The following is a 19,259-nucleotide window of genomic DNA, read 5'->3' on the forward strand; positions in this document are numbered from 1 at the left end:
TCATGCCTCCTCTTTGCGTGGGCCGGGGAAAAATGCGTTGACGCGGCGCTGAAGCGCGCGGAACTTTTCGCCGCGCGAACGCAGCATGTGCTCTTCAAGCGGCGGGATGCCGGACGCGTGGACGAGGAGCCAATACATCAACGCTGGCGCGAGAAGCGCTGCCCAGGCGAAAGGCGAGGGGCCTGTCAGCGCCAGCAGCGGCCATGAGCACCAGTAGAGCCACTCGAAGAAATAGTTGGGGTGGCGGGAATAGCGCCACAGGCCTTCCTCGCAGACCTCGGTCTTGGCTTCCGGCTTCTTGCGGAAGCGTGCCAGTTGCCGGTCCGACAGCGCCTCGCCAGCAATGGCCAGAAGACCGATGACGACGGCGATCAAATCCAGCGAGTGGGGGAAGCTGGCTGTGCTGAAGGCTGCCAGATAGATGGCAAGGACCAGAATGAACCCGGCGAGGGCCTGGATCTGCAGAAACAGGAAGAGGCGTTTGGAGGCGTTGTCGCCCCATTCCTCGACGAGCTTGGCATAACGCGGATCTTCGCCGCCGCCCTTGGTGCGAGAGCCGATATGGCTGCCCAGCCGGATGGACCAGACGGCCACGAGCAGGAATGCGGCAAGCCTGCGCTCCTGCGTGCCATCAGCAATAAGGATTGCGACAATGCCGCCGATACCGACGGCAAAAGACCAGATCGTATCGATCCAGCCGCTTGCCCCCGTGCGGCGTTGCACGGCCCAGGCCGCAATCATGGCAAGCGACAGGCCAAGGGCAATCAGAAACAGGAAGAGGACATCCATAGGAAAGTTCTTTCCGTGATCAGCATGATGAGTCTGCCAAATCTACGGAGAACGACCGGTCATGGTTTCCTTGCAGAAGAAAAAAAATTCTTACGCCGTTTCTTGTGATCCGAAATCAAGGTCGGCGCGTTGTTCTCGTCATCGGTGCGCAGTGACGCCTCTTGTTAAAGGATTTGAGCATGAAAACGGTTCTTAGACTGTCCATCCTTGCCCTTGCTTTGAGTGGTGGCAGTGCCTTTGCAGATACGATCGAGGGCCAGTGGGCGCGCGGCGATGGCAATGCCAAGGTCCGGATTGCGCCCTGCGGCTCTGACATCTGCGCCATCAACACCTGGATCAAGCCGGGTACGCCGAAGGAAAAGACGGGCGACAAGCTGGTGATGAGCATCAAGCCGACATCCGACGGCGAATATTCCGGCACCGCTTTCGATCCGCAGCGCGACCTCACCTACAAACTGACCGTCTCCGTCAAAGGCGCCAACATGACGACCAAGGGCTGCGTATTGGCAGGCATCATCTGCAAGGGCGTCAACTGGACGCGTATCAACTGATCCTTGGGGTGCCGGGCGCGACAGCTTTGCGCGCTTTGCGTCCAGAAATGCTTCAAGACGTGGGAGTTCTCATGAAACGGTTCGTCATCGCCTATATCGCGACCATGGTCTTCTTCCTGGCCATCGATGCGGTGTGGCTCAGCACCATGGCGGACCGTCTCTACCGTCCGCTTCTGGGTGATCTTCTGGCGCCGCAGTTCCGCCTTGTTCCCGCCGTGCTCTTCTATCTGATCTATTGTGCGGCGTTGAGCTTCTTTGCGGTTCTTCCCGGCCTCGACCAGCGCCGCCTTGTGGTGGCGCTGCGCAATGGCGCCTTCTTCGGCTTTGCTGCCTATGGCACCTATGACCTCACCAATCAGGCGACGCTCGTAACCTGGCCGACGACGCTGACCATTGCCGACCTCATCTGGGGTTCGGTACTTTCCGCGGCCACGGCGTTCTGCTCCTGCTGGCTGACGGGAAAGCTGAATGGGCGTTCTGCCCATTAAGGACCCGGCCGTTTCCGTCTTGCGTATCGAGATGGCCGGGTTCAAGACGTGATGTTACCTCTCTTCTCAGGACGATCATGCCCAACAGTTTTCTGCCGATGCTCGGAACGGTTCTTGCCATGAGCATGATGACGCCTGCGATCGCTGGATCGGATAGCCCGACCAAGGGTGAGGAGAGCGTCGATGTCGGCGGCTTCAAGCTGAACAGCATCCTGCTGCCCGCCGGAAAGAAGGCCGATCTTCCGCCGATCGTCTTCATCCATGGCGCGAGTGCCAGCCTTTACGATCCGCTCTTTTCCTTCCGCGAGCCGCTGGAAGGACGCGGCAAGCTGCTCTTCGTCGACCGGCCGGGGCATGGTCTTTCCGATGTCGGACCGAAGGAAAACATCCTGCCGGACGCGCAGGCCGATGCGATTGCCGAGGCGATGAAGAAGCGCGGCATCCGCAAGGCAATCATTGTTGGTCACTCCTTCGGCGGCGCGATCACGGCGGCCTTCGCGCTGCGCCACAAGGATATGGTCGAAGGGCTCGTCTTTCTGTCACCAGCCCTCTACCCGTGGCCGGGTGGCATCAGCTGGTACTATGACGCCGCACGCGTGCCCGTGGCCGGCGTATTCTTCAGCACCCTGATTGCCCCGCCTGCCGGGCTGATTGTGTTGAACGGTGCGGTCAAAGGCGTCTTCGCACCCAACCCCATGCCATCCGATTATGTTTCGAAGACCAAAGCCTACCGTGCCTTGCGCCCCGTTGCCTTTCGTCACAACGCCCAGGAAGTGGGTGCGCTGAACGGCTGGGCAAAAGATGCCTCTGCGAATTATCGGCAGATCAGAGCGAAGACGATCATCATTGCCGGGGACAAGGACGGCGTGGTCTCGACCGAAATCCACTCCAAGCATCTTGCCCGCGATATCCCGGGAGCAGAGCTTATCGTCGTCCATAATCTCGGCCACAAGTCGGATTACGTCGCCCGCGATCTGGTCGTCGCAGCGCTGGAGAAAATCGCTGGCAAGCCCCGCAATCTGAAAGCCATCGCCAAGACGGTGGAAACGCGAATTGCCAGCGACAAGGGCGCGATGTGACGGCAGGACGATATTTCGACCAGTCACAGCCACACTTGCCGATCTTCATTGCATGTCGTATGTCTCAATCCAATAGTTCAAGGATTGTTGAAATATGGACGAGCGCCAGGCGCTTTCTTCATTCGCGGCACTCTCCCAGGAAACCCGGCTTCGCATCGTGCGGGCCCTGGTCGTAGCGGGTCCGGATGGACTTGCGGCCGGTAAAATTGCCGAACGCATGGGCGTTTCTGCCACCAATGTTTCATTCCACCTCAAGGAACTGGAGCGGTCCGGGCTGATCAACCAGCAACGGGTGTCACGCTCCATCATCTATCGTGCCAGTTTCGAGACGCTTGCCGAGCTTGTGACCTTCCTGATGGAAGACTGCTGCGCTGGTAACTCCGCGATCCGGCATAACGTCTCGTCGTCCGAGGGTCATCTATCTGCTGCAAGGGTGAACGCCGTTGAATAGGTCGCGCGTTTCTGCCTCTCTCGTTTCAGCGCTCGGCCTGACGCAGATCATCGGATACGGCACGCTCTATTACAGCTTCAGCATCCTGGCGCCCGGCATGGCGCAGGATCTTGGGCTTTCGCTGGCGCAGGTGTTCGGGGTGTTCTCCGTCTCCCTTTTCATCGGCGGGCTTTCGGCAATTTACATCGGCAGACAGATGGACCGGCTGGGTGCGGCAACCATCATGGCGGTCGGGTCCGCGCTGGCATCGGTGATGCTCGTGCTATGCGCTGCGGCACCTTCGGTCGCGACTTTTGCCATTGCCATCATCCTGCTCGAGGTTTCGTCCGGCATGGTGCAATATCAGGCGGCCTTCGCCACGCTGGTGGAGAGCGATGCCCATAGCGCGTCGCGGAGCATTACCTATCTGACGCTGATAGGCGGCTTTGCGTCAACGATCTTCTGGCCGATCTCCAGCGTGCTTGCCAGCCATCTTTCCTGGCGTGAAATCTATCTCGTCTTTGCAGCACTCAACCTTGTTGTCTGCATGCCGCTGCATGTCTGGATCAGAAGCCTCGGCAAGAAGGCACGCGGTTTGCCCGTTGGCGCGAAACCGACTGTCGTCGGCGCCGTTCCGCCGCATATGCGCCAGAGGACCATGCTCATCGTCTCCGTCGCTTTCGCGCTTCTCGGATTTACGCTTTCCGCCATGCTGGCACATATGGTGCCCATGCTCGGATCGATCGGGCTGGGTGCTGCCGCGGTCGTGATCGGTTCTCTCTTCGGCCCGGCCCAGGTTTTGAGCCGCCTGATCAACATGGTGTTTGGAAAGCGTCTTTCGCCGCCGGGCCTTGCCGTTTTGTCCGCGGTGCTGATCGTGTCCGGGGTGGTGATGCTGCTGCTCAGCGCAGACTGGTTGCCGGGTGCGGTGGCCTTTGCCATTTGTCTCGGGCTTGGCTCCGGCATCAACAGCATCGCACAGGGAAGCCTGCCGCTTTATCTCGCCGGCTCGGAAGGCTATGGCGCAATGACCGGCAAACTGACCGCTGCACGGCTTGCGGTCGGCGCTTTCGCGCCATTCGCCTTTGCTGCCGCGATGGAAAATGTCGGTCTAAGCTTTGCGCTTGCAGCAAATGCAGGACTTGGCGCGTTCAGCATTGCCGCTTTCGTCATTGTCGCGCGGTCCTGCCGCGCTCAGGTGGCGTAAGCGCGCCGCCGATCAGATCGAGTTCAGAGACACCCGCTTCTGAAGTGCTGCAGCTTCTTCCTTCCGCTCGCTGTAACGGCTGGTCAGATAGGGCGAGGCATCGCGTGTCAGAAGGGTGAACTTCACCAGTTCCTCACAGACATCGACGACGCGATCATAATAGGAAGATGGCTTCATCCGCCCTTCGGCATCGAATTCCTGAAATGCTCTGGCGACCGAAGACTGGTTGGGAATGGTGATCATCCGCATCCAGCGGCCGAGGATGCGCATCTGGTTGACCGCATTGAAGGACTGGCTGCCGCCGGAAACCTCCATCACGGCGAGCGTCTTGCCCTGGGTGGGGCGCACGGAACCGAGCGACAGGGGGATCCAGTCTATCTGCGATTTCATGATGCCGGTCATGGCGCCGTGGCGCTCCGGGCTGATCCAGACCTGCCCCTCCGACCATTGCGAGAGGTCGCGTAGTTCCTGCACCTTAGGATGACTGGCCGGTGCTTCATCCGGAAGCGGAAGTCCAGCGGGATCGAACAACCGCACTTCGCACCCCAAATGCTCCAGCAGGCGACGGACCTCGAAGGCAAGGAGCCTGCTATAGGACATTTCTCTGAGCGATCCATAGAGGATGAGGATGCGCGGGCTGTGGACCGACATTGCAGGACGCAGGGCCTCGGCCGGGATGGGATCGAGATGTTCGCTCTGTAAAGCGGGGAGGTGCTCAGACAATACGCTTTCCCTCATGATCGAGAACCTGTTCTCCATCTTCCTTGGTGAAGGCACCCTGATGGCTGTCGGGCAGAATATCCAGCACCGCTTCCGACGGACGGCAGAGCCGTGTTCCGAGCGGCGTAACCACGAAAGGCCGGTTGATGAGGATCGGCTCCTTCACCATGGCATCCAGCAACTGCTCGTCGCTTAACGCCGGATTGTCCAATCCAAGTTCGGCATAGGGCGTGCCCTTTTCCCGGATTGCTTCGCGGACCGTCAGTCCAGCATCGGTGATCATTGCCTTCAACTCTGCGCGTGATGGCGGGGTTTGGAGATACTCGACGACCGTGGGTTCGATACCGGCGTTGCGGATCATGGCCAGCGTGTTGCGCGACGTTCCGCAGGACGGATTGTGATAGATGGTCACATGCATGGTTATGCCTCCTTGGTTTGGGCGTTCTTTGAAACGGATGGGGCGCTTTCGTACCACCCCTTCGAGCGGTTCACGATCCAGACGACGGACAGCATGACGGGCACCTCGATGAGCACGCCGACGACGGTTGCGAGTGCGGCGCCAGACTGGAAGCCGAACAGGCTGATAGCCGCGGCCACCGCAAGCTCGAAGAAATTGCTCGCCCCTATAAGAGCTGAAGGCCCGGCCACGCAGTGCTGTTCGCCCGCCATGCGGTTGAGCAGATAGGCCAGTCCAGAATTGAGGTACACCTGGATCAGGATTGGAACCGCCAGAAGTCCGATAATCGCAGGCTGAGCAATGATCTGCTCGCCCTGAAAGCCAAAAAGCAAGATTAGCGTTGCCAGCAGTGCGACGAGAGAGAGCGGCTGCAGCTTTGATAGCAGGGCGTCCAGAGACCGAGTCGTCCCATCGGCGGTCAGCAACTTTCGTAGGACCTGCGCGATCGCCACCGGGATCAGGATGTAGAGGACAACCGAGATTGTCAGCGTGGCCCACGGGACGGTGATTGCCGACAGCCCGAGCAACAAGGCGACGATCGGGGCAAAGGCGACAATCATGATTGCGTCGTTAAGCGCGACCTGGGACAATGTGAAGTGCGGTTCGCCCTTCGTCAAATTCGACCAGACGAAAACCATCGCCGTGCAAGGTGCGGCCGCCAAAATGATCAAGCCGGCAATATACGAGTCGATCTGATCTTCCGGCAGCAACGGTCGAAACAGCCAACCGACGAACAGCCAGCCGAGAAGAGCCATGGAGAAAGGTTTGATCGCCCAGTTGATGAAAAGCGTGACGCCGATGCCGCGCCAATATCGTCCGACTTTCGACAGCGAGCCAAAATCGATCTTCAGCAGCATGGGAATGATCATCAGCCAGATCAGGATGGCGACAGGAATGTTGACGCTGGCGACCTCAGCTGCGCCGATCGCATGAAAGACCCCTGGCAACAGGTGGCCGAGCGTGATGCCGACCAGAATGCAGAAAAAGACCCAAACCGTCAGATAGCGTTCGAATGTGGACATCAACTTGTCTTTCCGGCGTTTGATCCTGGCGTGGTGGCGTGATGCTGCGTCACGACTTTTCAACCCTACAGCAGGGCGTCAAATCGGCGATTAGCGGGGTGCAGAGCGCGGCATTGCCGTTGCAGCAATCCTTGAGCAGGAAAAGCGTCAGCGCACGAAAACCATCGAGATCGGCGCGATAGATGATGGAGCGGCTTTGCCGGTCGCTTTTCACGATGCCTGCTCGCTGCAAGATGCCGAGATGGGCCGACATCGTGTTTTGGGGCACGTCCACCAACCGAGCAAGCTCACCGGCCGCCACACCATCGGGCTCAGCTTTCACGAGGAGTCGGAAGGTTTCAAGACGTGTGGGTTGCGCAAGGGCCGACAGCGCTGCAATGGCAAGATTAGTATCCATATATCCAGAATAATGGATATTTCATTTCCGTCAAGAGCGCGTGTCTCTCGGGCGTGCAGAACGCCGCAGGGTCGCGGATTGGCTCAGTTTTCGATCAGATTGGCAACCGGCGCCGAAAGCGAAAACACCAGCCCATCCCTGTCGAAATCAATCCGGCTTGTGCCTCCGAGATAGGAAGAGAGCGCCTTGTCGATCATCCTCGATCCAAAGCCGCGGCGGGTTGGCTTGAAGACTTCGGGGCCGCCGGTTTCTTTCCAGGTGAGGTCGAGGGTGGGACGGTTGGCGCCTTCGTTAAGTTTCCAGGTGAGCGAGACGATGCCGGTGTCGTTGGAGAGCGCGCCGTATTTGAAGGCGTTGGTGGCGAGTTCGTGGAAGGCGAGGGTAAGCGCAAGCGCACATTTGGCCGAGAGATCGATTTCGGGGCCATCGATCAAAACCCGGCCGGCGCTATGTTCGGCAACGACGGCCTCGGCGAGTGTGCGCAGTTGCGTCGGGTTGTGGTGGGCGTTGATGAGGATGTCATGCCCGCGGCTGAGAGCGCCCAGACGCGAAAGGAAGGTTGGCTTGGCGGTTGCCATGTCGGCGTCGTCTTTCAACGTTTGCGACGCGACAGCCTGCACCAAGGCGAGGATATTCTTGATGCGGTGCGCAAGCTCGTTGCGCAACAGGATCTGCTCATCCTCGAAGGATTTGAGAGCGGTGATGTCTCTTGAAATGGAAAGGATGCCTTCGACAGCACCCTTGTCATCGAAGAGCGGCGAGACCTTCACATCCCAATAACGCGGCGTGCCCTTGGCTGTATTGGCAAAGCCCGTAAAACGCGCGGCGCGACCGGCGCGGGCTTCATCCAGTGCGGCAACAGCTTCGGTATTGCCCTGGCCCTCCCAGAAATTGGGCCAGTAGCAGCCCTTGAATTGGGAAAAATCGTCCACCTCCATCACTCGCTGGCCGCCTTCGTTCATGAATTGGAGGGACCCATCCATGCCGATAACTTTTATGCAGTCATCCGAAACAGCGAGTGCAGCGGCAATGAAGCGAGAACTATTGTGGCTATCCAGCACTGGAAATTACCTTGAATAAGATGCGGGTCTGCGAGAAACACAGGCTAGTTCAATACCATAACCATTTAAGGCGCAACAGAAGAAGAAGTTCCCATCAATACTTCGTTAATGACGTTACGTGAGGTCTTTCACGTCGGATTTTCTTCGCTGTGCATTGCGCAAAATCGCCTTGCCGGGGAGCGCTGACAAGCACGTTCAACGTCCCGGTGCCGAATTTCGTGGCAAGTCCGTGTCGTTAGGGACGCCTGCTCCACAGGCGGTCATGAAGCGTCATACCCAAAAGCATGGCGACGACGAAGAGGATGACTTGCGGCGCACCGCTGGTGAGTGCTGTCACCGAGAGAGACGCGATGGCCGGGCCGGGGCAGAAGCCGCCGAGCCCCCAGCCGAGGCCGAAAAGCGCTGAGCCGATGATGAGCGGCGCATCGATCTTATGTTTTGTCGGCAGGTGGAACGTATCGTCCAGTACGGGATGCCCCATGCGTTGTGCTGCCCGCCCGCCGATAAAGGCAACAAGGACAGCGCCGCCAAGAACGAAAGCGAGGCTCGGGTCCCAATTGCCGAAGACATCCAGAAAGGCTTGAACGCGGGCAGGGTTCAGCATACCGGAAAGTGACAGGCCGAGGCCGAAGATCAGGCCGGATGCCAGTGCTGCGGAAAATCGAAGGATCGAGCGGTTCATCATCCGATGCTCCGCAGGACGGCAACGGCGGCGATGCCCGTTGCCAGAAATGTCGCGACCGCCGCCATGGAGCGGGGAGACAGCCGTGCGAGCCCCAGCACGCCGTGGCCGCTGGTGCAGCCGGAGCCCATGCGCGAGCCGAAGCCGACCAGCAAGCCTGCGAGCGCAATGAGTGGCCAGGGCGTGGTGATCTCGATCTGCGGCCAGCCACCGAAGAAAGAAAGATAGGCCATCGGCCCGAGCAGCAGGCCCAGCACGAAGGCGAGATTGGTGGTGAGCCCGACACCTTTGGCCAGGCGTCCGACAATGCCGCTGATACCGGCAATGCGACCGTTGAGGATGAGCAGCATGACGGCGGAGGCGCCGATCAACAGGCCGCCCGCAAGGGAGGCGAGATAAGGGCTCATGCCGTCTCCCTTGCGCAGAAAATGTTATAGAGAGCGGCGACCAGTTGGGCGGCCTTTTCCTCGGTCAGACGGTAGAAAATCTGCTTGCCATCACGCCTGGTATCGACAATGCCGGAGCCTCTGAGCACGGTGAGGTGCTGGGAAAGATGCGGCTGGTGCAGATCGAGCCGCTCCTCCAGATCGCCAACGGAGAACTCCCCCTCGGCCAGGGTGCAGACGATCATCAGCCTCGCCGGGTGCGACAGGGTTTTCAGTAGGGTGGCGACATCTGCGGCACGGTCTGCCATTTCGGCAGGCGAAAGCGCCAGGTCTTTTGGCAGAGCGGTCATTCCCAAACGGCTCCCTGCAAGGCATCCAGCGGAAACTTGAGATAGCGTTTGCCATTCGCCTCCGGTTCCGGCAGGCGGCCACCGCAGATATTTACCTGTAGCGCATGAAGCATGAGCTTCGGCATGGGGAGCGTCTTGTCGCGTTGTGTGCGAAGCGTCACGAAATCCTGCCTGCTGACGCCTGCAACATGCGGGTTGGAGGCTTTTTGTTCGGCCACCGTACTTTCCCAACGCGGCGTGCGGCCATTCGGCTGATAATCATGACCGGTAAAGAGCCGCGTTTCATCCGGCAGGGCCAGAATATCCTGTATGGAGTGCCAGAGGGCATTCGCATCCCCGCCGGGGAAATCGGCGCGCGCCGTGCCGCCATCCGGCATGAATAGCGTGTCGTGGATGAAAGCCGCATCGCCGATGACATAGGTGATCGAGGCGAGCGTGTGGCCGGGAGAGAAGAGAACCCGCGCGTCGAGTGAACCGATCTTGAACGTCTCTCCATGGGCAAACAGCTGGTCCCATTGCGACCCATCGGTTTCGAGGTCCGGCCAGTTATAGATATCCTTCCATAGCGCCTGGACATCCACGACGCGCTCGCCGATGGCGGTGCGGGCACCTGTCTTTTGTTTCAGATAGTGCGCGGCAGAGAAATGATCGGCATGCGGATGCGTGTCGAGGATCCATTCGACCGTGAGATCTTTGGCACGCACATAATTGAGGATCGCATCGGCATTGATGGTGGCTGTGGCGCCGGACTTCTCGTCGAAATCCAACACCGGATCGATGATGGCGCATTTGCCGGCCTCGGGATCAGAGACCACATATTGAATGCTGGAGGTGCGGGCGTCGAAGAAGCCTTTCACCTGCGACCGCCGCGAGGTTTGGCGGGCAAGCCACGTCTCTACGACACCCATGTCGAAGCCATGGGCGCGGCCGAAGGCAGCGACATCGGCTGCTTTCATCCGCCCATCCAGAACTTCGCCGATCACATAGAGGCTGAGCGAACGGGTGCCGCCTTTGCAATGGGCGAAAACCGGGCCATCGGATTGGCGCATGGCATCCTGGAAGGCCCGCACGTCCGCCTCGGTGATGGTACTCATCGTCACCGGAATGTGGCTATAGGCCAGACCATATTGGCCCGCTGCCTGCGCCTCCACTTTCGTGCCGAGTTGAGCCGTGTCCTCGCCATCCGGGCGATTGTTGATGAATGTCGTGAAGCCTTGAGAGTGAAGAGCCTCGATGTCTTCGACACTTGGCTGGGTCGAGACCGATAGCTTGTCGGAGATTTTGGTGACCGGCATAGGTGCCCTCCATCCTAAGTCATTATATATTATTTTATAATGTATAATGATGTGGGCTGCAAGTGCTAAAGCGTGGCGCGATCTTCAGATTCCCTCGCCACGCTTCAGCTCGTTGTCTTTAGTCTGTCACTATCGCCAGACCGCTGCACCCCTTGCGCGGCATGCTTCAGTATTTCGGAATGGACGATGGCTTTCGGTCGAACGTTTCCGTCGTGCCGTCCGGCCTGTACAACGTCCAGGAGCCACTGAGATTTTGCGAGAGCCTTCCCTCGCTTTTGCCGTCGCGGCTGACGGCATATCCGCCTCCAAGATTCTGCTGGAGTTCGTAGGTGCTTCCATCTTTCTTGAAGCATCGCGAGGCGTTCATCCCGCACTCGGCGAAGGCGCTGTTTGCTGCAAGCACCATGATGGAAGATAGGATAAGTCGCTTCATGAGTTTGATCCTTTCGCTATTGCGTTCAGTTGGAAGTGACATCGATTTGAACTGTTTTGGACGATGACCGCAGGATTCGCCCGGGTGAAAAATCCGTCCGGACGGGCAGGCGGCGGAGATGGATGCTCTCGTCTCCCGGCCGAGATGGAGCACGGCGCCTTCGTCCCTTTGGGTGGGCAGCGTTTCGCCGTGATACCGGGAGATGCGTGCGACTATGAAAGGTCACCGTATGCGTGAACTGGCGTTACTGCCTTCGCATCGCGCATAGTCTGCCGCATCGCTGGCAAAGTCCTTCGCCGCATCCGCAGCATCGGCTGCGTCCTCTGCATATTCCGTCAGGGCGCGAATATAGGTCGCGACGTCGTTCTTGTAGGAGCGCATGTCATACTCCGAGCAATTGGAATAAAGCACGCAGGAAGGCTGTGAAATTTTGGAGGGTGCCCTGGGAATGCGGACATCGCTGGAAGGCTCGGAGCAGCCCAGTGCCAGTGTTGGAGCGATCATGAAAACAGTACAAAAAAACGAAACGCGTCGCATGCTGGGAACCTCCGTTTGCATGGCTGATGAAAATCCGTGTCAGGGTTAAAGTGTTGCGCGGAACCGTGCAGTCTCTTGTCTGTCCATCGCGCCGACCTCACTATCGTTTTGTCCATTTGTCCTTTATGGTCGCGGGCTAAATGCCGCTGCGGAAAGACGATCCCGCTTTGCGTCGTGCCATGTGCAGGTCGCCATGTGTTCGACCCGTCTGACCCTAAGATTCTCTCCCAATCTCTTCATTCGATGCGTCCTTCGTGGGTGGCGGTTACGACCGCCGTTGCCGAGTGGGTGCGATCGGTGAGTAGGGACTTGCTTTCGCCTCAGTGGCCGCTATCCGATTGGCGGACGGCTCTTACTGAGCGGCTGGCATTCTCCCCGGCATCAATCTGCGCATATGGACAAGACGATCGTCGAGAGGCGATCTGCATTTTTCAAAGCAGCATCCGTCCTCAATCGCGCGATACATGCCCGAAGACAAAATGGTTGCCGGTTCCGTTGCCGCATCGGCTGCATCGCAACTTCCGTTCCAGCAGCATCAACTGCTGCGACTTGCCAAACCGTCGCTGTAATTCCCATCGCTCCAGCATGCTCACCTCTCCGCATTGTCCGCATTTGCCGCTGACCGAATACCACTGCGGCAGGTCGGCAAATGTAACCTCGTTGGCCTTTTGTCCTGCTATCTCGTCGCCCGCGCCCACCAGATCGATACCGCGACGGTGGCGCATGTCACTCCCGCTCGCCGTTCGGTATCCACCCGCGCGTAAATCCTCGTCCCATCGCGGCGACGGCGACCGAAAGCTGTTGTTGAAGATGCTCGATCTCATCCAGCAGCGTTTCTACCGCCGCCTTCGCATCCCCGTCGTGGCATTGGATGACATATGCCGCAACATCCACGACCTGTTCGTTGATTTCGGCACACACGTTCCCGATCTCCTGTTTCAGAGCCACCTGCTCGTTGATGTGAAAGATGATTGATCCCTGTCCGGTCAGTCAGGCATCAAGTCGGTTATCTCGCCATGAGAGACCAGGAGACGGGGATCGGCCATATCGCCGCTCTCCTCATCCACGGTGACGGCATAGGCAGCAACGCCAATATGGCGAGACGCCATTGCACCGGCAATCTTCTCGGCAGAGGCTGCGTTGGAAGCCTGCCGAATATCCCCCGGCACAATACCGCCGCGCCCCTTCTTGAACTGCACCACGATGATCTTCTCAGTTCCGGACATCTCTCGGCCTCTCATTTGTTCTATAAATGTTCTCATTTTTTGGAAGAGTCAAGACAGTGTTTTGGCGTGGTTTCGCAGCGTCGTACGGCAACCAAGCCAATAGCTGCGGATGGCAGGACGCCCATCGCTGTGACCAGTCAGAATAAATGCTCTTGTCCGACCTGAGAGATACGTGACGTTTTGTACCGGAGACATGGGTAACACTTTTCGCTTTGCGGGAGGTGTTGATGCCGTTGAGAGAGACTTCGGTTATGGAAGAACGTCTACGCTTTGTCGCCTGATTACTGGAGGGTGAAGGGATAAGCGAGGTGTGCCGGGACTTCGGCATATCACGCAAGACCGGCTACAAGATATTCAATCGCTACAACGATGACGGGCTTGAAGCTCTGACGGACAAATCCCGGCGTCCGGTTCGCTACGCCAACCAACTCCCGATCCCGTCGAGGCAGGGATCGTGAGCCTCAAAAAAGGAGAAGCCGCATTGGGGGCACCACACTATCGCAAGCCGTCAATGCACACGATCTGCGGCGCGCCGACTTCAAACGCGACTCACCTCTATAGAAGTGAATGGGTTCTCCCACTTGTTCGCCACTATAAAGTTGGTTTGGGTTACCGAAAAGCGCGAGTTGGTTTTGCGGCTGCCACCCTAAACGAGGATTGATTCTTCCGGGTCTTGATCACGAATCTGCTGCCTAGGATCGTGTCTAATTAGCGAAGCAAAACAATGGTGCAAATGATCTATTGGATTCGCTTGCTGGGAGGGTGTCTGGATCTAGCTTCGACAGGCGTTCCGAGACATTAGGGCTTAGTATATTGCGGTCATCAAAGATTTTCCGACTAATTTATGCTGAAATGATTAGTTGCATATATGTTCTGGTACACTCTTGCAGAGTCAGGCTGTTGCGATAAGCTCCCGTCGGCTGGAGATATCATGGTAAAGCAATCTAATCCTGCAGGCGTCGCTAGAGCGGCGGAAGATGCGAACGACGTAGTGGAGGAGGTCTCGGCGTCCTCCACTGACAAAAGCAAGCAAAGAGAGATCAAGGGTGGCATTCCCTATACCCCTTCTCCTGGCGTGTTCAAACGCGCCCTAGAAGGGATGATAGCTGCGGAGCGACCTGACAAATTTAGTCCTGACTTCATGGAGACTATCCTTCACTTGACTGGTGGCGGTGCCAGAGCGGTGCCCCCAATGTTGAAGAAAATGCAGTTTCTCAGTCCTGATGGTTCGCCCACAACTTTGTACTCGAAGTTCAAGACAGATGGCGGTCGGAGCCAAGCGGCTTACGAGGGATTACGGAATGCTTTCGGCGAACTCTTCAAGCGGAAAGAATTTGTGCATCGCGCCGACGAGAACGCCGTAAAGGATGTTCTGGTCGAAATTACAGGGCTGAAAAAAACCGACTCCATCATCCGCCTTATGTACGCGTCCTTCGAAGCCGTTCGCGCATTCATTACGAGCGACGTCGTGAAGGAGTCGGATGCAGTTGGCGAGACCGATGTCAGCAATGCTTCTGAAAAGATTCCTCAAGATCGGCCGGTCAGCGTTGTGAAGCTTGGGCTGTCATATCAGATAAACATCGTTCTGCCAGAAACTGAAAACATTGCGGTCTTCAATGCGATCTTCAAAAGCCTGCGGGAAAATCTCCTCAGATGAGTCAGGAAGATCACATCGAACTGTTTATCCTTAAGAATGCGGTGATAACTCGCGATCTTCGGACCGCTTTCAACGTTAATGGGATCGGCAATAAGAGAGGTGCGCTTGAAGCCCAGGCCGACTCCCTCGTTGCCGAATATTTGAGGCAGGTAGACTTTGCAACGCTCGCTGCCGCCGAACGGATGAGCGAGTTCTACAAGCTGTTCTATGCGCTCGAAAATGACATCAGAGAGCTGATAGAGGCGACGATGCTCGAGAGCAGTGGAAACGACTGGTGGAAAACGTGCGTCCCACAGGTCGTCAGAGAGAACGTTCAAAAGAACTACGATCGCGAGGCTGCTGAAGGGCTGCCTCCTCGTTCTGACCGCCTTATTGACTATACGACCTTCGGCGAACTCGGTGAAATTGTGAAGGATAACTGGGACATCTTTTCAGGGATGTTCTCCAATGCTACGCGAAATAGAGTTCTTCGCGTTCTCAACCGTCTGAATCTCGTCCGAGGGCCCATCGCCCATTGCAATTTCTTGCAGGAGGAAGAGGCGATCAGGCTAAAGCTGGCGATACGCGATTGGTATAAGCTCATGGAATAGAAATCAGCCTAAGGCAGATGAGCTAGCAATATTTTTGACACTCGTCGCGTGGAATTGATTGTAATGCTTCACGAGCAGGCAGACTGTCCGGGACTGCTGGATGTGTGAAGATCCCCGTTTGCGCTGTCATAGTCTATGCTATGTCGTAATCAAGTGCCATCTATGTTGCGACGTAGTCGTTAAAAAATGGCGCACCCGACAGGATTCGAACCTGTGACCTTTGGAATCGGAATCCAACACTCTATCCAGCTGAGCTACGGGTGCACTCGTGACGCGTTTTTGAGTCGCGTTTGGATATGCCGGGTTTCTTAAACTAGCTTTCCTGTCTCTTCAATCCGTAAAATGTCGCCGGCGACAATGATATTGCCGATGAATCGGTATGGTTAAAAATCATCTATTACTTCTTGCACGCTTTGCTTGTGTCTAATTCTTACGGGCTGGAATTTGTACTTCATCTTTCGCCGGTTGCATGATGAGTGGCTAGTTAACGAGAACGTGCATGATGATTATTCGCGCTCGAGTTTGAGAAGAGCGAGATTAGTGGTTTGTTTACAATATATTGGTTGTAAGAACCAATATTTATGTGATGCTAATAGTAGGAAATGCTTATCGTTTCCGCCATGGAAGATTTCATCCGTACGAGCCCTAGACCTATGGATTAATTACTATTAAACATTGTTCTAATAAACATATGCCGCTAATGACCTCTCAAGCGGATGAATCACAGGAGGCCGGGATGACTTTGAATATGGCTTTTGAGCAAGGTCGCGCGAAGGGTAAATACTCGGAAGCCGATGAGCCGTCGCTTGGGCATTCCAAGCTCTCGAAGCTCGATGTCGATTACTCCATTCTTTCCGAGGCTGTACTTTACAGGCTCCGGAGGGCGCAACTCGCGGTGGTGGGGGACTTCAACGAGAGCCTTCTTGCCTACGGTCTTCGTCCGGCTGATTTCTCCGTGCTGATCGTTGTGGCGAACAATACCGATCTGAAGCAGAGCGATGTTGCAGAGGCGCTTGGAATTCAGCGCGCCAACTTCGTGGCGATCATCGATGGTCTGGAAAACAAGGGGCTGCTCGCCCGCCGCAGATCGGCGACCGACCGCCGTGTGCATTATCTGGAGATGACGGAAGAGGGCAAAGCCACGCTCGACGAAATCCTGCAGATCTGGAAAGCCCATGAGGACAAGCTCGTCGGCAGACTGGGAGGCGAGAAGGCTCGCGATCAACTTGTCGGGCTGTTGCGCAAGATCGAGGATTGATCCCTAGAGATAATGCTCGGCGTTATCCATTGAACACTTGAAGGCGGTGCAGCTTTGCGCCGCTTTTTTGTTGACGGGTTAGGGGTGGCGCGTCTGCGATGAGCGGACTGACCCATCATGGTGTTCGCCGTTGCAGCACGATCCTAGGACGAGACCTCTTGCTGCGCCATTCCCTTCATTGTGCGGTGGCTCTGGGGCAAGAGGTAGCGGTTTCCTCATCCGTATTGTGCTGTCGCTCGCCAGTCCACACGCAGAGCCGCTTAGGGCAAGTTCTCTCAGATCAAGGACAATGGTCTGGCTGTTTCTCCAATACCGCCGGATGGGTGTGCCTGTCATCTGGCTGGATCCTGACGCTGGGAGCGAGGCTCTTGCCATGGGTCAAGCGTGTCGGCCTTCTCTAAACGCCGGCATATCCTGCCCAGGCCAGCGCAGTAGAGTGGCTTCGGTCGATCACAATCCGGTTGGATAGGCGATTCTCGCGCCTCTCTTTGGCCTGCGGTCTTGCATTGTTGCGTTTCTGAGGGGATATGCTCGGCAAAATGCTTGAAGCGCCGTGCGTCCTGTTTGACGCCCAAAGGATGCTTTACCTTTTTGAACCGACACATCGTGCTTTTCCGAAAATCGATTTTGATTTTCGGGCCGATGCAGTAAAGCCGGATGCTTGCGTGGATTTCGCATGAGAGGCTGGCGCAAGGGAGAGACCATGCTTTTGATCGATACGAACCACCCGATGTATCGCCCGCTCTGGGTGCGGCTGCTGATCGTTGGCGTCTGCGCTGGCTGGGCGGTGTTGGAGTTCGTCAACAACGAGCCCTTCTGGATGACCGTCGTCGGCGGCATCGCGCTTTATGCAGCCTATGTGCTGCTGTTTACCTTCAAGCCGGCCGAGCCGAAGCCGGACGAGCCAGCGGTTCGCTCCGAGCAGGACTGAGGCCTCATGCGCGCTTTACCGGGCGGTTTTCAGGTTCTGCCCATCAGCGGCAAAAGCCGGATGGCCTGATCGATCAGAAGATTGGCGGCCGTCATGCGCAAATGGGCGTTCTCGCGAAAGGCGGCGGGGACTGCGTCGGGGTGATTGAGCCTGGCGAAGGCCCGCCGCTTTTCGCTGAGGCTTTCCAGCGTGTCCCTGTCGTTGATGGCAAGCTCGTGGTTGACATCTTCCAGAGAGGTCTTTTGAAGATAATCCGGCATTGGCGCCGGTTCAGGCTCCTCATCCTTCGGCTCGATATTCGAGGTCGGCATTTCCTCCAGCACATCGAGATAGGCAGAGAGCGGGCGATTGTCCGGCTCTGTGTCGGGTATGCCGGATGTCGCGATGGGGCCGGGGTCGAAGATGACGCGCGGGCTAAAGGGTGTGGCAATTTCCTCCTCAGGTCGATCTTCCGCCTCGCGCTCAAGGCGCGCGACGACAGACTGGAAAACCGACTGGCCGAAAAGCATGACACCCCATCTCTTTGCGACCGCGCGACAGCAAGATGCGTAGATTCAAAAAGTAAAGCGCCCTTTGTGCGTCGAATAGGACGCGCGGTACTTTAGCAGGTCTACAGCGGCGGTCGTTGCTTACCGCAGAGAGAATCACTCTAATATTGCCCGAGCCTTGAGCGTTACGCGGCCTTGCGGCTTTCCTCCAGCACCAGATCATAAAGAAGCTGGGCGCTGGGCGGCAGCACTCGGTCCTTCACCGTCAGCAGGCTGAAGGGTTTGACGCTGAGTTCAAACTCGGTCGGTAGAATGCGGATGTCGCCCATGGGGGAATGCTGGCCGGAGAGAAACTCGGCCATTTCCAGCGCAAGCGGCGCGATTGCGTGGGTGGTGCTGACAATGGCGAGGGTCAGCACGGTGGAGGGTGTGTTGATGATGTTGCGTGGCAGCGAGACGCCCTGGGCAAGGAAGGCATCCTCGATCGTGCGCCTCAGCAGTGTGCCGGGCGGCTGGAACACCCAGTCGTAGTCACAAATATCCTCCAGCCGCGCAGGCGGGGCATTCAGCAGGGGATGATTCTTGCCGACCAGAAGACAGGCGCGCTCGATGCCGATTTCATGGGCATTGAACAGGGCTGGGTCGAGATCGTCCGGAATGCGGCCGATGACGAAATCATGCCGTGCTGCCAGAAGCTCGCGCGCGAGAATATTGCTGGTTTCCACCTGCACGCTGATTTCGATGCCCGGATAGATATCCATTGCTTTACGAAGTGCAGGCACCACCATGCTGATGGCGGGTGCGGTGACAGCACCAATATAGACCGAGCCGCCGCTGCCGGATTTCATCTGTGCGAGCTCCCGGCTTGCCTCGCGCAGCTCCAAAAGGATCTTCTTGGCCCGTCTCGCCAAGGCTTCTCCAAACTTGGTTAAGACAACGCCGCGTGATGCGCGCTGACAGAGCGGGCTCTTCACGATGGCCTCCATCTCCGACAGAACGCGCGAGGCCGCAGGCTGCGTCATGTTGAGGGCTGCTGCCGCAGCGCTTACCTGGCCGTGTTCTTCCACCATCACAAGCATACGTAAATGGGTCATTTTCAGCCCGGCGCGCAACAGGGGGTTGTCTTCGATGATCGAGGGAAACTCACTCAGATTCGTTTCATCGCGTTCCATTTTCGTCACCGTTTATGGCAGGAGAGCTTAGAATAAAAATTTGTATCGATTTA

The 19,259-nt window shown here is 57.3% G+C and carries 26 protein-coding genes, 1 tRNA gene and 1 pseudogene; 10 read left to right on the plus strand and 18 right to left on the minus strand.

The genetic code is table 11. The annotated features are described in order from the left end of the window. Positions 1-789, minus strand: a complete 789-nt coding sequence (locus ACTJKV_RS06340) for a DUF1295 domain-containing protein (RefSeq protein WP_130979255.1) — start codon at positions 787-789, stop codon at positions 1-3. A 179-nt stretch (positions 790-968) separates the two neighbouring features. On the opposite strand from ACTJKV_RS06340, the gene ACTJKV_RS06345 reads away from it, so the two are divergent. The 5 genes from ACTJKV_RS06345 to arsK all read left to right on the plus strand — a co-directional run bounded on the left by ACTJKV_RS06345 (position 969) and on the right by arsK (position 4,544). Beyond that, positions 969-1,340, plus strand: coding sequence for a DUF2147 domain-containing protein (locus ACTJKV_RS06345; protein WP_274101908.1), 372 nt, complete (start codon positions 969-971; stop codon positions 1,338-1,340). Positions 1,341-1,411: 71 nt separating this feature from the next. Further along, the gene (locus ACTJKV_RS06350; RefSeq protein WP_111850375.1) at positions 1,412-1,828 is read left to right on the plus strand and encodes a DUF2177 family protein; all 417 of its coding nucleotides are present in this window, start codon (positions 1,412-1,414) and stop codon (positions 1,826-1,828) included. A gap of 77 nt (positions 1,829-1,905) precedes the next feature. Continuing rightward, complete coding sequence (locus ACTJKV_RS06355; protein WP_274101909.1) at positions 1,906-2,907, plus strand: alpha/beta fold hydrolase; 1,002 nt, start codon at positions 1,906-1,908, stop codon at positions 2,905-2,907. A gap of 94 nt (positions 2,908-3,001) precedes the next feature. Then, complete coding sequence (locus tag ACTJKV_RS06360; RefSeq protein ID WP_274101910.1) at positions 3,002-3,358, plus strand: ArsR/SmtB family transcription factor; 357 nt, start codon at positions 3,002-3,004, stop codon at positions 3,356-3,358. Continuing rightward, a complete protein-coding gene (arsK, locus tag ACTJKV_RS06365; protein ID WP_274101911.1) occupies positions 3,351-4,544 on the plus strand; it encodes an arsenite efflux MFS transporter ArsK in 1,194 nt (397 codons plus the stop codon). The genes ACTJKV_RS06360 and arsK overlap by 8 nt, the downstream gene beginning before the upstream one ends. A 12-nt stretch (positions 4,545-4,556) precedes the next feature. Here arsK and arsH read toward each other — a convergent pair whose 3' ends face one another. The 14 genes from arsH to ACTJKV_RS06435 all read right to left on the minus strand — a co-directional run bounded on the left by arsH (position 4,557) and on the right by ACTJKV_RS06435 (position 13,110). Next, complete coding sequence (gene arsH / locus ACTJKV_RS06370) at positions 4,557-5,282, minus strand: arsenical resistance protein ArsH (protein ID WP_274101912.1); 726 nt, start codon at positions 5,280-5,282, stop codon at positions 4,557-4,559. After that, positions 5,260-5,682: an arsenate reductase (glutaredoxin) gene (gene arsC / locus ACTJKV_RS06375; protein WP_440598530.1), complete on the minus strand. Its 423-nt coding sequence runs from the start codon at positions 5,680-5,682 to the stop codon at positions 5,260-5,262. Before arsC ends, arsH begins: the two co-directional genes overlap by 23 nt. Before the next feature lie 2 nt (positions 5,683-5,684). Further along, positions 5,685-6,743, minus strand: coding sequence for an ACR3 family arsenite efflux transporter (arsB, locus tag ACTJKV_RS06380; RefSeq protein ID WP_440598531.1), 1,059 nt, complete (start codon positions 6,741-6,743; stop codon positions 5,685-5,687). Between the two features lie 49 nt (positions 6,744-6,792). Next, on the minus strand, positions 6,793-7,140 hold the full coding sequence (locus ACTJKV_RS06385; RefSeq protein WP_440598532.1) for an ArsR/SmtB family transcription factor: 348 nt from the start codon (positions 7,138-7,140) through the stop codon (positions 6,793-6,795). An 83-nt stretch (positions 7,141-7,223) separates the two neighbouring features. Then, a complete protein-coding gene (locus ACTJKV_RS06390) occupies positions 7,224-8,201 on the minus strand; it encodes a sensor histidine kinase (protein WP_440598533.1) in 978 nt (325 codons plus the stop codon). Between the two features lie 235 nt (positions 8,202-8,436). Then, complete coding sequence (locus ACTJKV_RS06395; RefSeq protein ID WP_440598602.1) at positions 8,437-8,883, minus strand: DUF6691 family protein; 447 nt, start codon at positions 8,881-8,883, stop codon at positions 8,437-8,439. Further along, positions 8,883-9,290 carry a YeeE/YedE family protein gene (locus tag ACTJKV_RS06400; protein ID WP_130979248.1) on the minus strand — a complete coding sequence of 136 codons (408 nt, stop codon included), beginning with the start codon at positions 9,288-9,290 and terminating at the stop codon, positions 8,883-8,885. Before ACTJKV_RS06400 ends, ACTJKV_RS06395 begins: the two co-directional genes overlap by 1 nt. Further along, positions 9,287-9,625, minus strand: coding sequence for a sulfite-sensing transcriptional repressor BigR (gene bigR, locus ACTJKV_RS06405; RefSeq protein WP_440598534.1), 339 nt, complete (start codon positions 9,623-9,625; stop codon positions 9,287-9,289). The genes ACTJKV_RS06400 and bigR overlap by 4 nt, the downstream gene beginning before the upstream one ends. After that, positions 9,616-10,914: a bifunctional sulfur transferase/dioxygenase Blh gene (gene blh / locus ACTJKV_RS06410; RefSeq protein ID WP_440598535.1), complete on the minus strand. Its 1,299-nt coding sequence runs from the start codon at positions 10,912-10,914 to the stop codon at positions 9,616-9,618. The genes bigR and blh overlap by 10 nt, the downstream gene beginning before the upstream one ends. A 166-nt stretch (positions 10,915-11,080) precedes the next feature. Further along, entirely contained in the window at positions 11,081-11,347 is a 267-nt protein-coding gene (locus ACTJKV_RS06415) for a hypothetical protein (RefSeq protein ID WP_062426272.1), read from the minus strand. 222 nt (positions 11,348-11,569) lie between these two features. Further along, positions 11,570-11,728 (minus strand): hypothetical protein, encoded by a 159-nt coding sequence (locus ACTJKV_RS06420; protein ID WP_162741055.1) that lies wholly within the window; start codon positions 11,726-11,728, stop codon positions 11,570-11,572. 605 nt (positions 11,729-12,333) lie between these two features. Further along, positions 12,334-12,609, minus strand: a complete 276-nt coding sequence (locus tag ACTJKV_RS06425; protein WP_440598536.1) for a hypothetical protein — start codon at positions 12,607-12,609, stop codon at positions 12,334-12,336. Between the two features lies 1 nt (position 12,610). Then, the gene (locus tag ACTJKV_RS06430; RefSeq protein WP_207773694.1) at positions 12,611-12,805 is read right to left on the minus strand and encodes a hypothetical protein; all 195 of its coding nucleotides are present in this window, start codon (positions 12,803-12,805) and stop codon (positions 12,611-12,613) included. 65 nt (positions 12,806-12,870) lie between these two features. After that, entirely contained in the window at positions 12,871-13,110 is a 240-nt protein-coding gene (locus tag ACTJKV_RS06435) for a hypothetical protein (RefSeq protein WP_274101919.1), read from the minus strand. A gap of 284 nt (positions 13,111-13,394) precedes the next feature. Here ACTJKV_RS06435 and ACTJKV_RS06440 point away from each other — a divergent pair. The 3 genes and pseudogenes from ACTJKV_RS06440 to ACTJKV_RS06450 form a co-directional block, all read left to right on the plus strand. Continuing rightward, positions 13,395-13,610: pseudogene (locus tag ACTJKV_RS06440) on the plus strand (helix-turn-helix domain-containing protein); the annotation flags it as partial. A 431-nt stretch (positions 13,611-14,041) separates the two neighbouring features. Beyond that, positions 14,042-14,767 carry a DUF5343 domain-containing protein gene (locus ACTJKV_RS06445; RefSeq protein ID WP_274101920.1) on the plus strand — a complete coding sequence of 242 codons (726 nt, stop codon included), beginning with the start codon at positions 14,042-14,044 and terminating at the stop codon, positions 14,765-14,767. After that, complete coding sequence (locus tag ACTJKV_RS06450) at positions 14,764-15,357, plus strand: Swt1 family HEPN domain-containing protein (protein WP_274101921.1); 594 nt, start codon at positions 14,764-14,766, stop codon at positions 15,355-15,357. The genes ACTJKV_RS06445 and ACTJKV_RS06450 overlap by 4 nt, the downstream gene beginning before the upstream one ends. Positions 15,358-15,544: 187 nt before the next feature. On the opposite strand, the gene ACTJKV_RS06455 is transcribed toward ACTJKV_RS06450, so the two are convergent. Further along, positions 15,545-15,621: transfer RNA gene (locus tag ACTJKV_RS06455), tRNA-Arg, on the minus strand. Positions 15,622-16,093: 472 nt separating this feature from the next. Here ACTJKV_RS06455 and ACTJKV_RS06460 point away from each other — a divergent pair. Both ACTJKV_RS06460 and ACTJKV_RS06465 read left to right on the plus strand, forming a co-directional pair. Beyond that, positions 16,094-16,615, plus strand: coding sequence for a MarR family winged helix-turn-helix transcriptional regulator (locus ACTJKV_RS06460; RefSeq protein WP_207773695.1), 522 nt, complete (start codon positions 16,094-16,096; stop codon positions 16,613-16,615). Positions 16,616-17,318: 703 nt separating this feature from the next. Beyond that, complete coding sequence (locus ACTJKV_RS06465) at positions 17,319-17,546, plus strand: hypothetical protein (RefSeq protein WP_112521083.1); 228 nt, start codon at positions 17,319-17,321, stop codon at positions 17,544-17,546. A 29-nt stretch (positions 17,547-17,575) separates the two neighbouring features. Here ACTJKV_RS06465 and ACTJKV_RS06470 read toward each other — a convergent pair whose 3' ends face one another. Continuing rightward, a complete protein-coding gene (locus ACTJKV_RS06470) occupies positions 17,576-18,055 on the minus strand; it encodes a hypothetical protein (protein WP_274101923.1) in 480 nt (159 codons plus the stop codon). Positions 18,056-18,219: 164 nt separating this feature from the next. Continuing rightward, positions 18,220-19,206 (minus strand): LysR family transcriptional regulator, encoded by a 987-nt coding sequence (locus ACTJKV_RS06475; RefSeq protein WP_062426277.1) that lies wholly within the window; start codon positions 19,204-19,206, stop codon positions 18,220-18,222. Positions 19,207-19,259: the final 53 nt, after the last annotated feature.

The sequence above is a fragment of the Agrobacterium sp. 22117 genome (genome assembly GCF_052045735.1).
GTDB classification, from domain to species: Bacteria; Pseudomonadota; Alphaproteobacteria; order Rhizobiales; family Rhizobiaceae; genus Agrobacterium; species Agrobacterium cavarae.

Bases quoted from the DNA above. Each gene is read 5' to 3' on its own strand.
- ACTJKV_RS06340 (WP_130979255.1), bottom strand. From the start codon at position 789: ATGGATGTCCTCTTCCTGTTTCTGATTGCCCTTGGCCTGTCGCTTGCC.
- ACTJKV_RS06345 (WP_274101908.1), top strand. From the start codon at position 969: ATGAAAACGGTTCTTAGACTGTCCATCCTTGCCCTTGCTTTGAGTGGT.
- ACTJKV_RS06350 (WP_111850375.1), top strand. From the start codon at position 1,412: ATGAAACGGTTCGTCATCGCCTATATCGCGACCATGGTCTTCTTCCTG.
- ACTJKV_RS06355 (WP_274101909.1), top strand. From the start codon at position 1,906: ATGCCCAACAGTTTTCTGCCGATGCTCGGAACGGTTCTTGCCATGAGC.
- ACTJKV_RS06360 (WP_274101910.1), top strand. From the start codon at position 3,002: ATGGACGAGCGCCAGGCGCTTTCTTCATTCGCGGCACTCTCCCAGGAA.
- arsH (WP_274101912.1), bottom strand. From the start codon at position 5,282: ATGAGGGAAAGCGTATTGTCTGAGCACCTCCCCGCTTTACAGAGCGAA.
- arsC (WP_440598530.1), bottom strand. From the start codon at position 5,682: ATGCATGTGACCATCTATCACAATCCGTCCTGCGGAACGTCGCGCAAC.
- arsB (WP_440598531.1), bottom strand. From the start codon at position 6,743: ATGTCCACATTCGAACGCTATCTGACGGTTTGGGTCTTTTTCTGCATT.
- ACTJKV_RS06385 (WP_440598532.1), bottom strand. From the start codon at position 7,140: ATGGATACTAATCTTGCCATTGCAGCGCTGTCGGCCCTTGCGCAACCC.
- ACTJKV_RS06395 (WP_440598602.1), bottom strand. From the start codon at position 8,883: ATGAACCGCTCGATCCTTCGATTTTCCGCAGCACTGGCATCCGGCCTG.
- ACTJKV_RS06400 (WP_130979248.1), bottom strand. From the start codon at position 9,290: ATGAGCCCTTATCTCGCCTCCCTTGCGGGCGGCCTGTTGATCGGCGCC.
- blh (WP_440598535.1), bottom strand. From the start codon at position 10,914: ATGCCGGTCACCAAAATCTCCGACAAGCTATCGGTCTCGACCCAGCCA.
- ACTJKV_RS06415 (WP_062426272.1), bottom strand. From the start codon at position 11,347: ATGAAGCGACTTATCCTATCTTCCATCATGGTGCTTGCAGCAAACAGC.
- ACTJKV_RS06420 (WP_162741055.1), bottom strand. From the start codon at position 11,728: ATGCGCTCCTACAAGAACGACGTCGCGACCTATATTCGCGCCCTGACG.
- ACTJKV_RS06425 (WP_440598536.1), bottom strand. From the start codon at position 12,609: ATGCGCCACCGTCGCGGTATCGATCTGGTGGGCGCGGGCGACGAGATA.
- ACTJKV_RS06435 (WP_274101919.1), bottom strand. From the start codon at position 13,110: ATGTCCGGAACTGAGAAGATCATCGTGGTGCAGTTCAAGAAGGGGCGC.
- ACTJKV_RS06445 (WP_274101920.1), top strand. From the start codon at position 14,042: ATGGTAAAGCAATCTAATCCTGCAGGCGTCGCTAGAGCGGCGGAAGAT.
- ACTJKV_RS06450 (WP_274101921.1), top strand. From the start codon at position 14,764: ATGAGTCAGGAAGATCACATCGAACTGTTTATCCTTAAGAATGCGGTG.
- ACTJKV_RS06460 (WP_207773695.1), top strand. From the start codon at position 16,094: ATGACTTTGAATATGGCTTTTGAGCAAGGTCGCGCGAAGGGTAAATAC.
- ACTJKV_RS06465 (WP_112521083.1), top strand. From the start codon at position 17,319: ATGCTTTTGATCGATACGAACCACCCGATGTATCGCCCGCTCTGGGTG.
- ACTJKV_RS06470 (WP_274101923.1), bottom strand. From the start codon at position 18,055: ATGCTTTTCGGCCAGTCGGTTTTCCAGTCTGTCGTCGCGCGCCTTGAG.
- ACTJKV_RS06475 (WP_062426277.1), bottom strand. From the start codon at position 19,206: ATGGAACGCGATGAAACGAATCTGAGTGAGTTTCCCTCGATCATCGAA.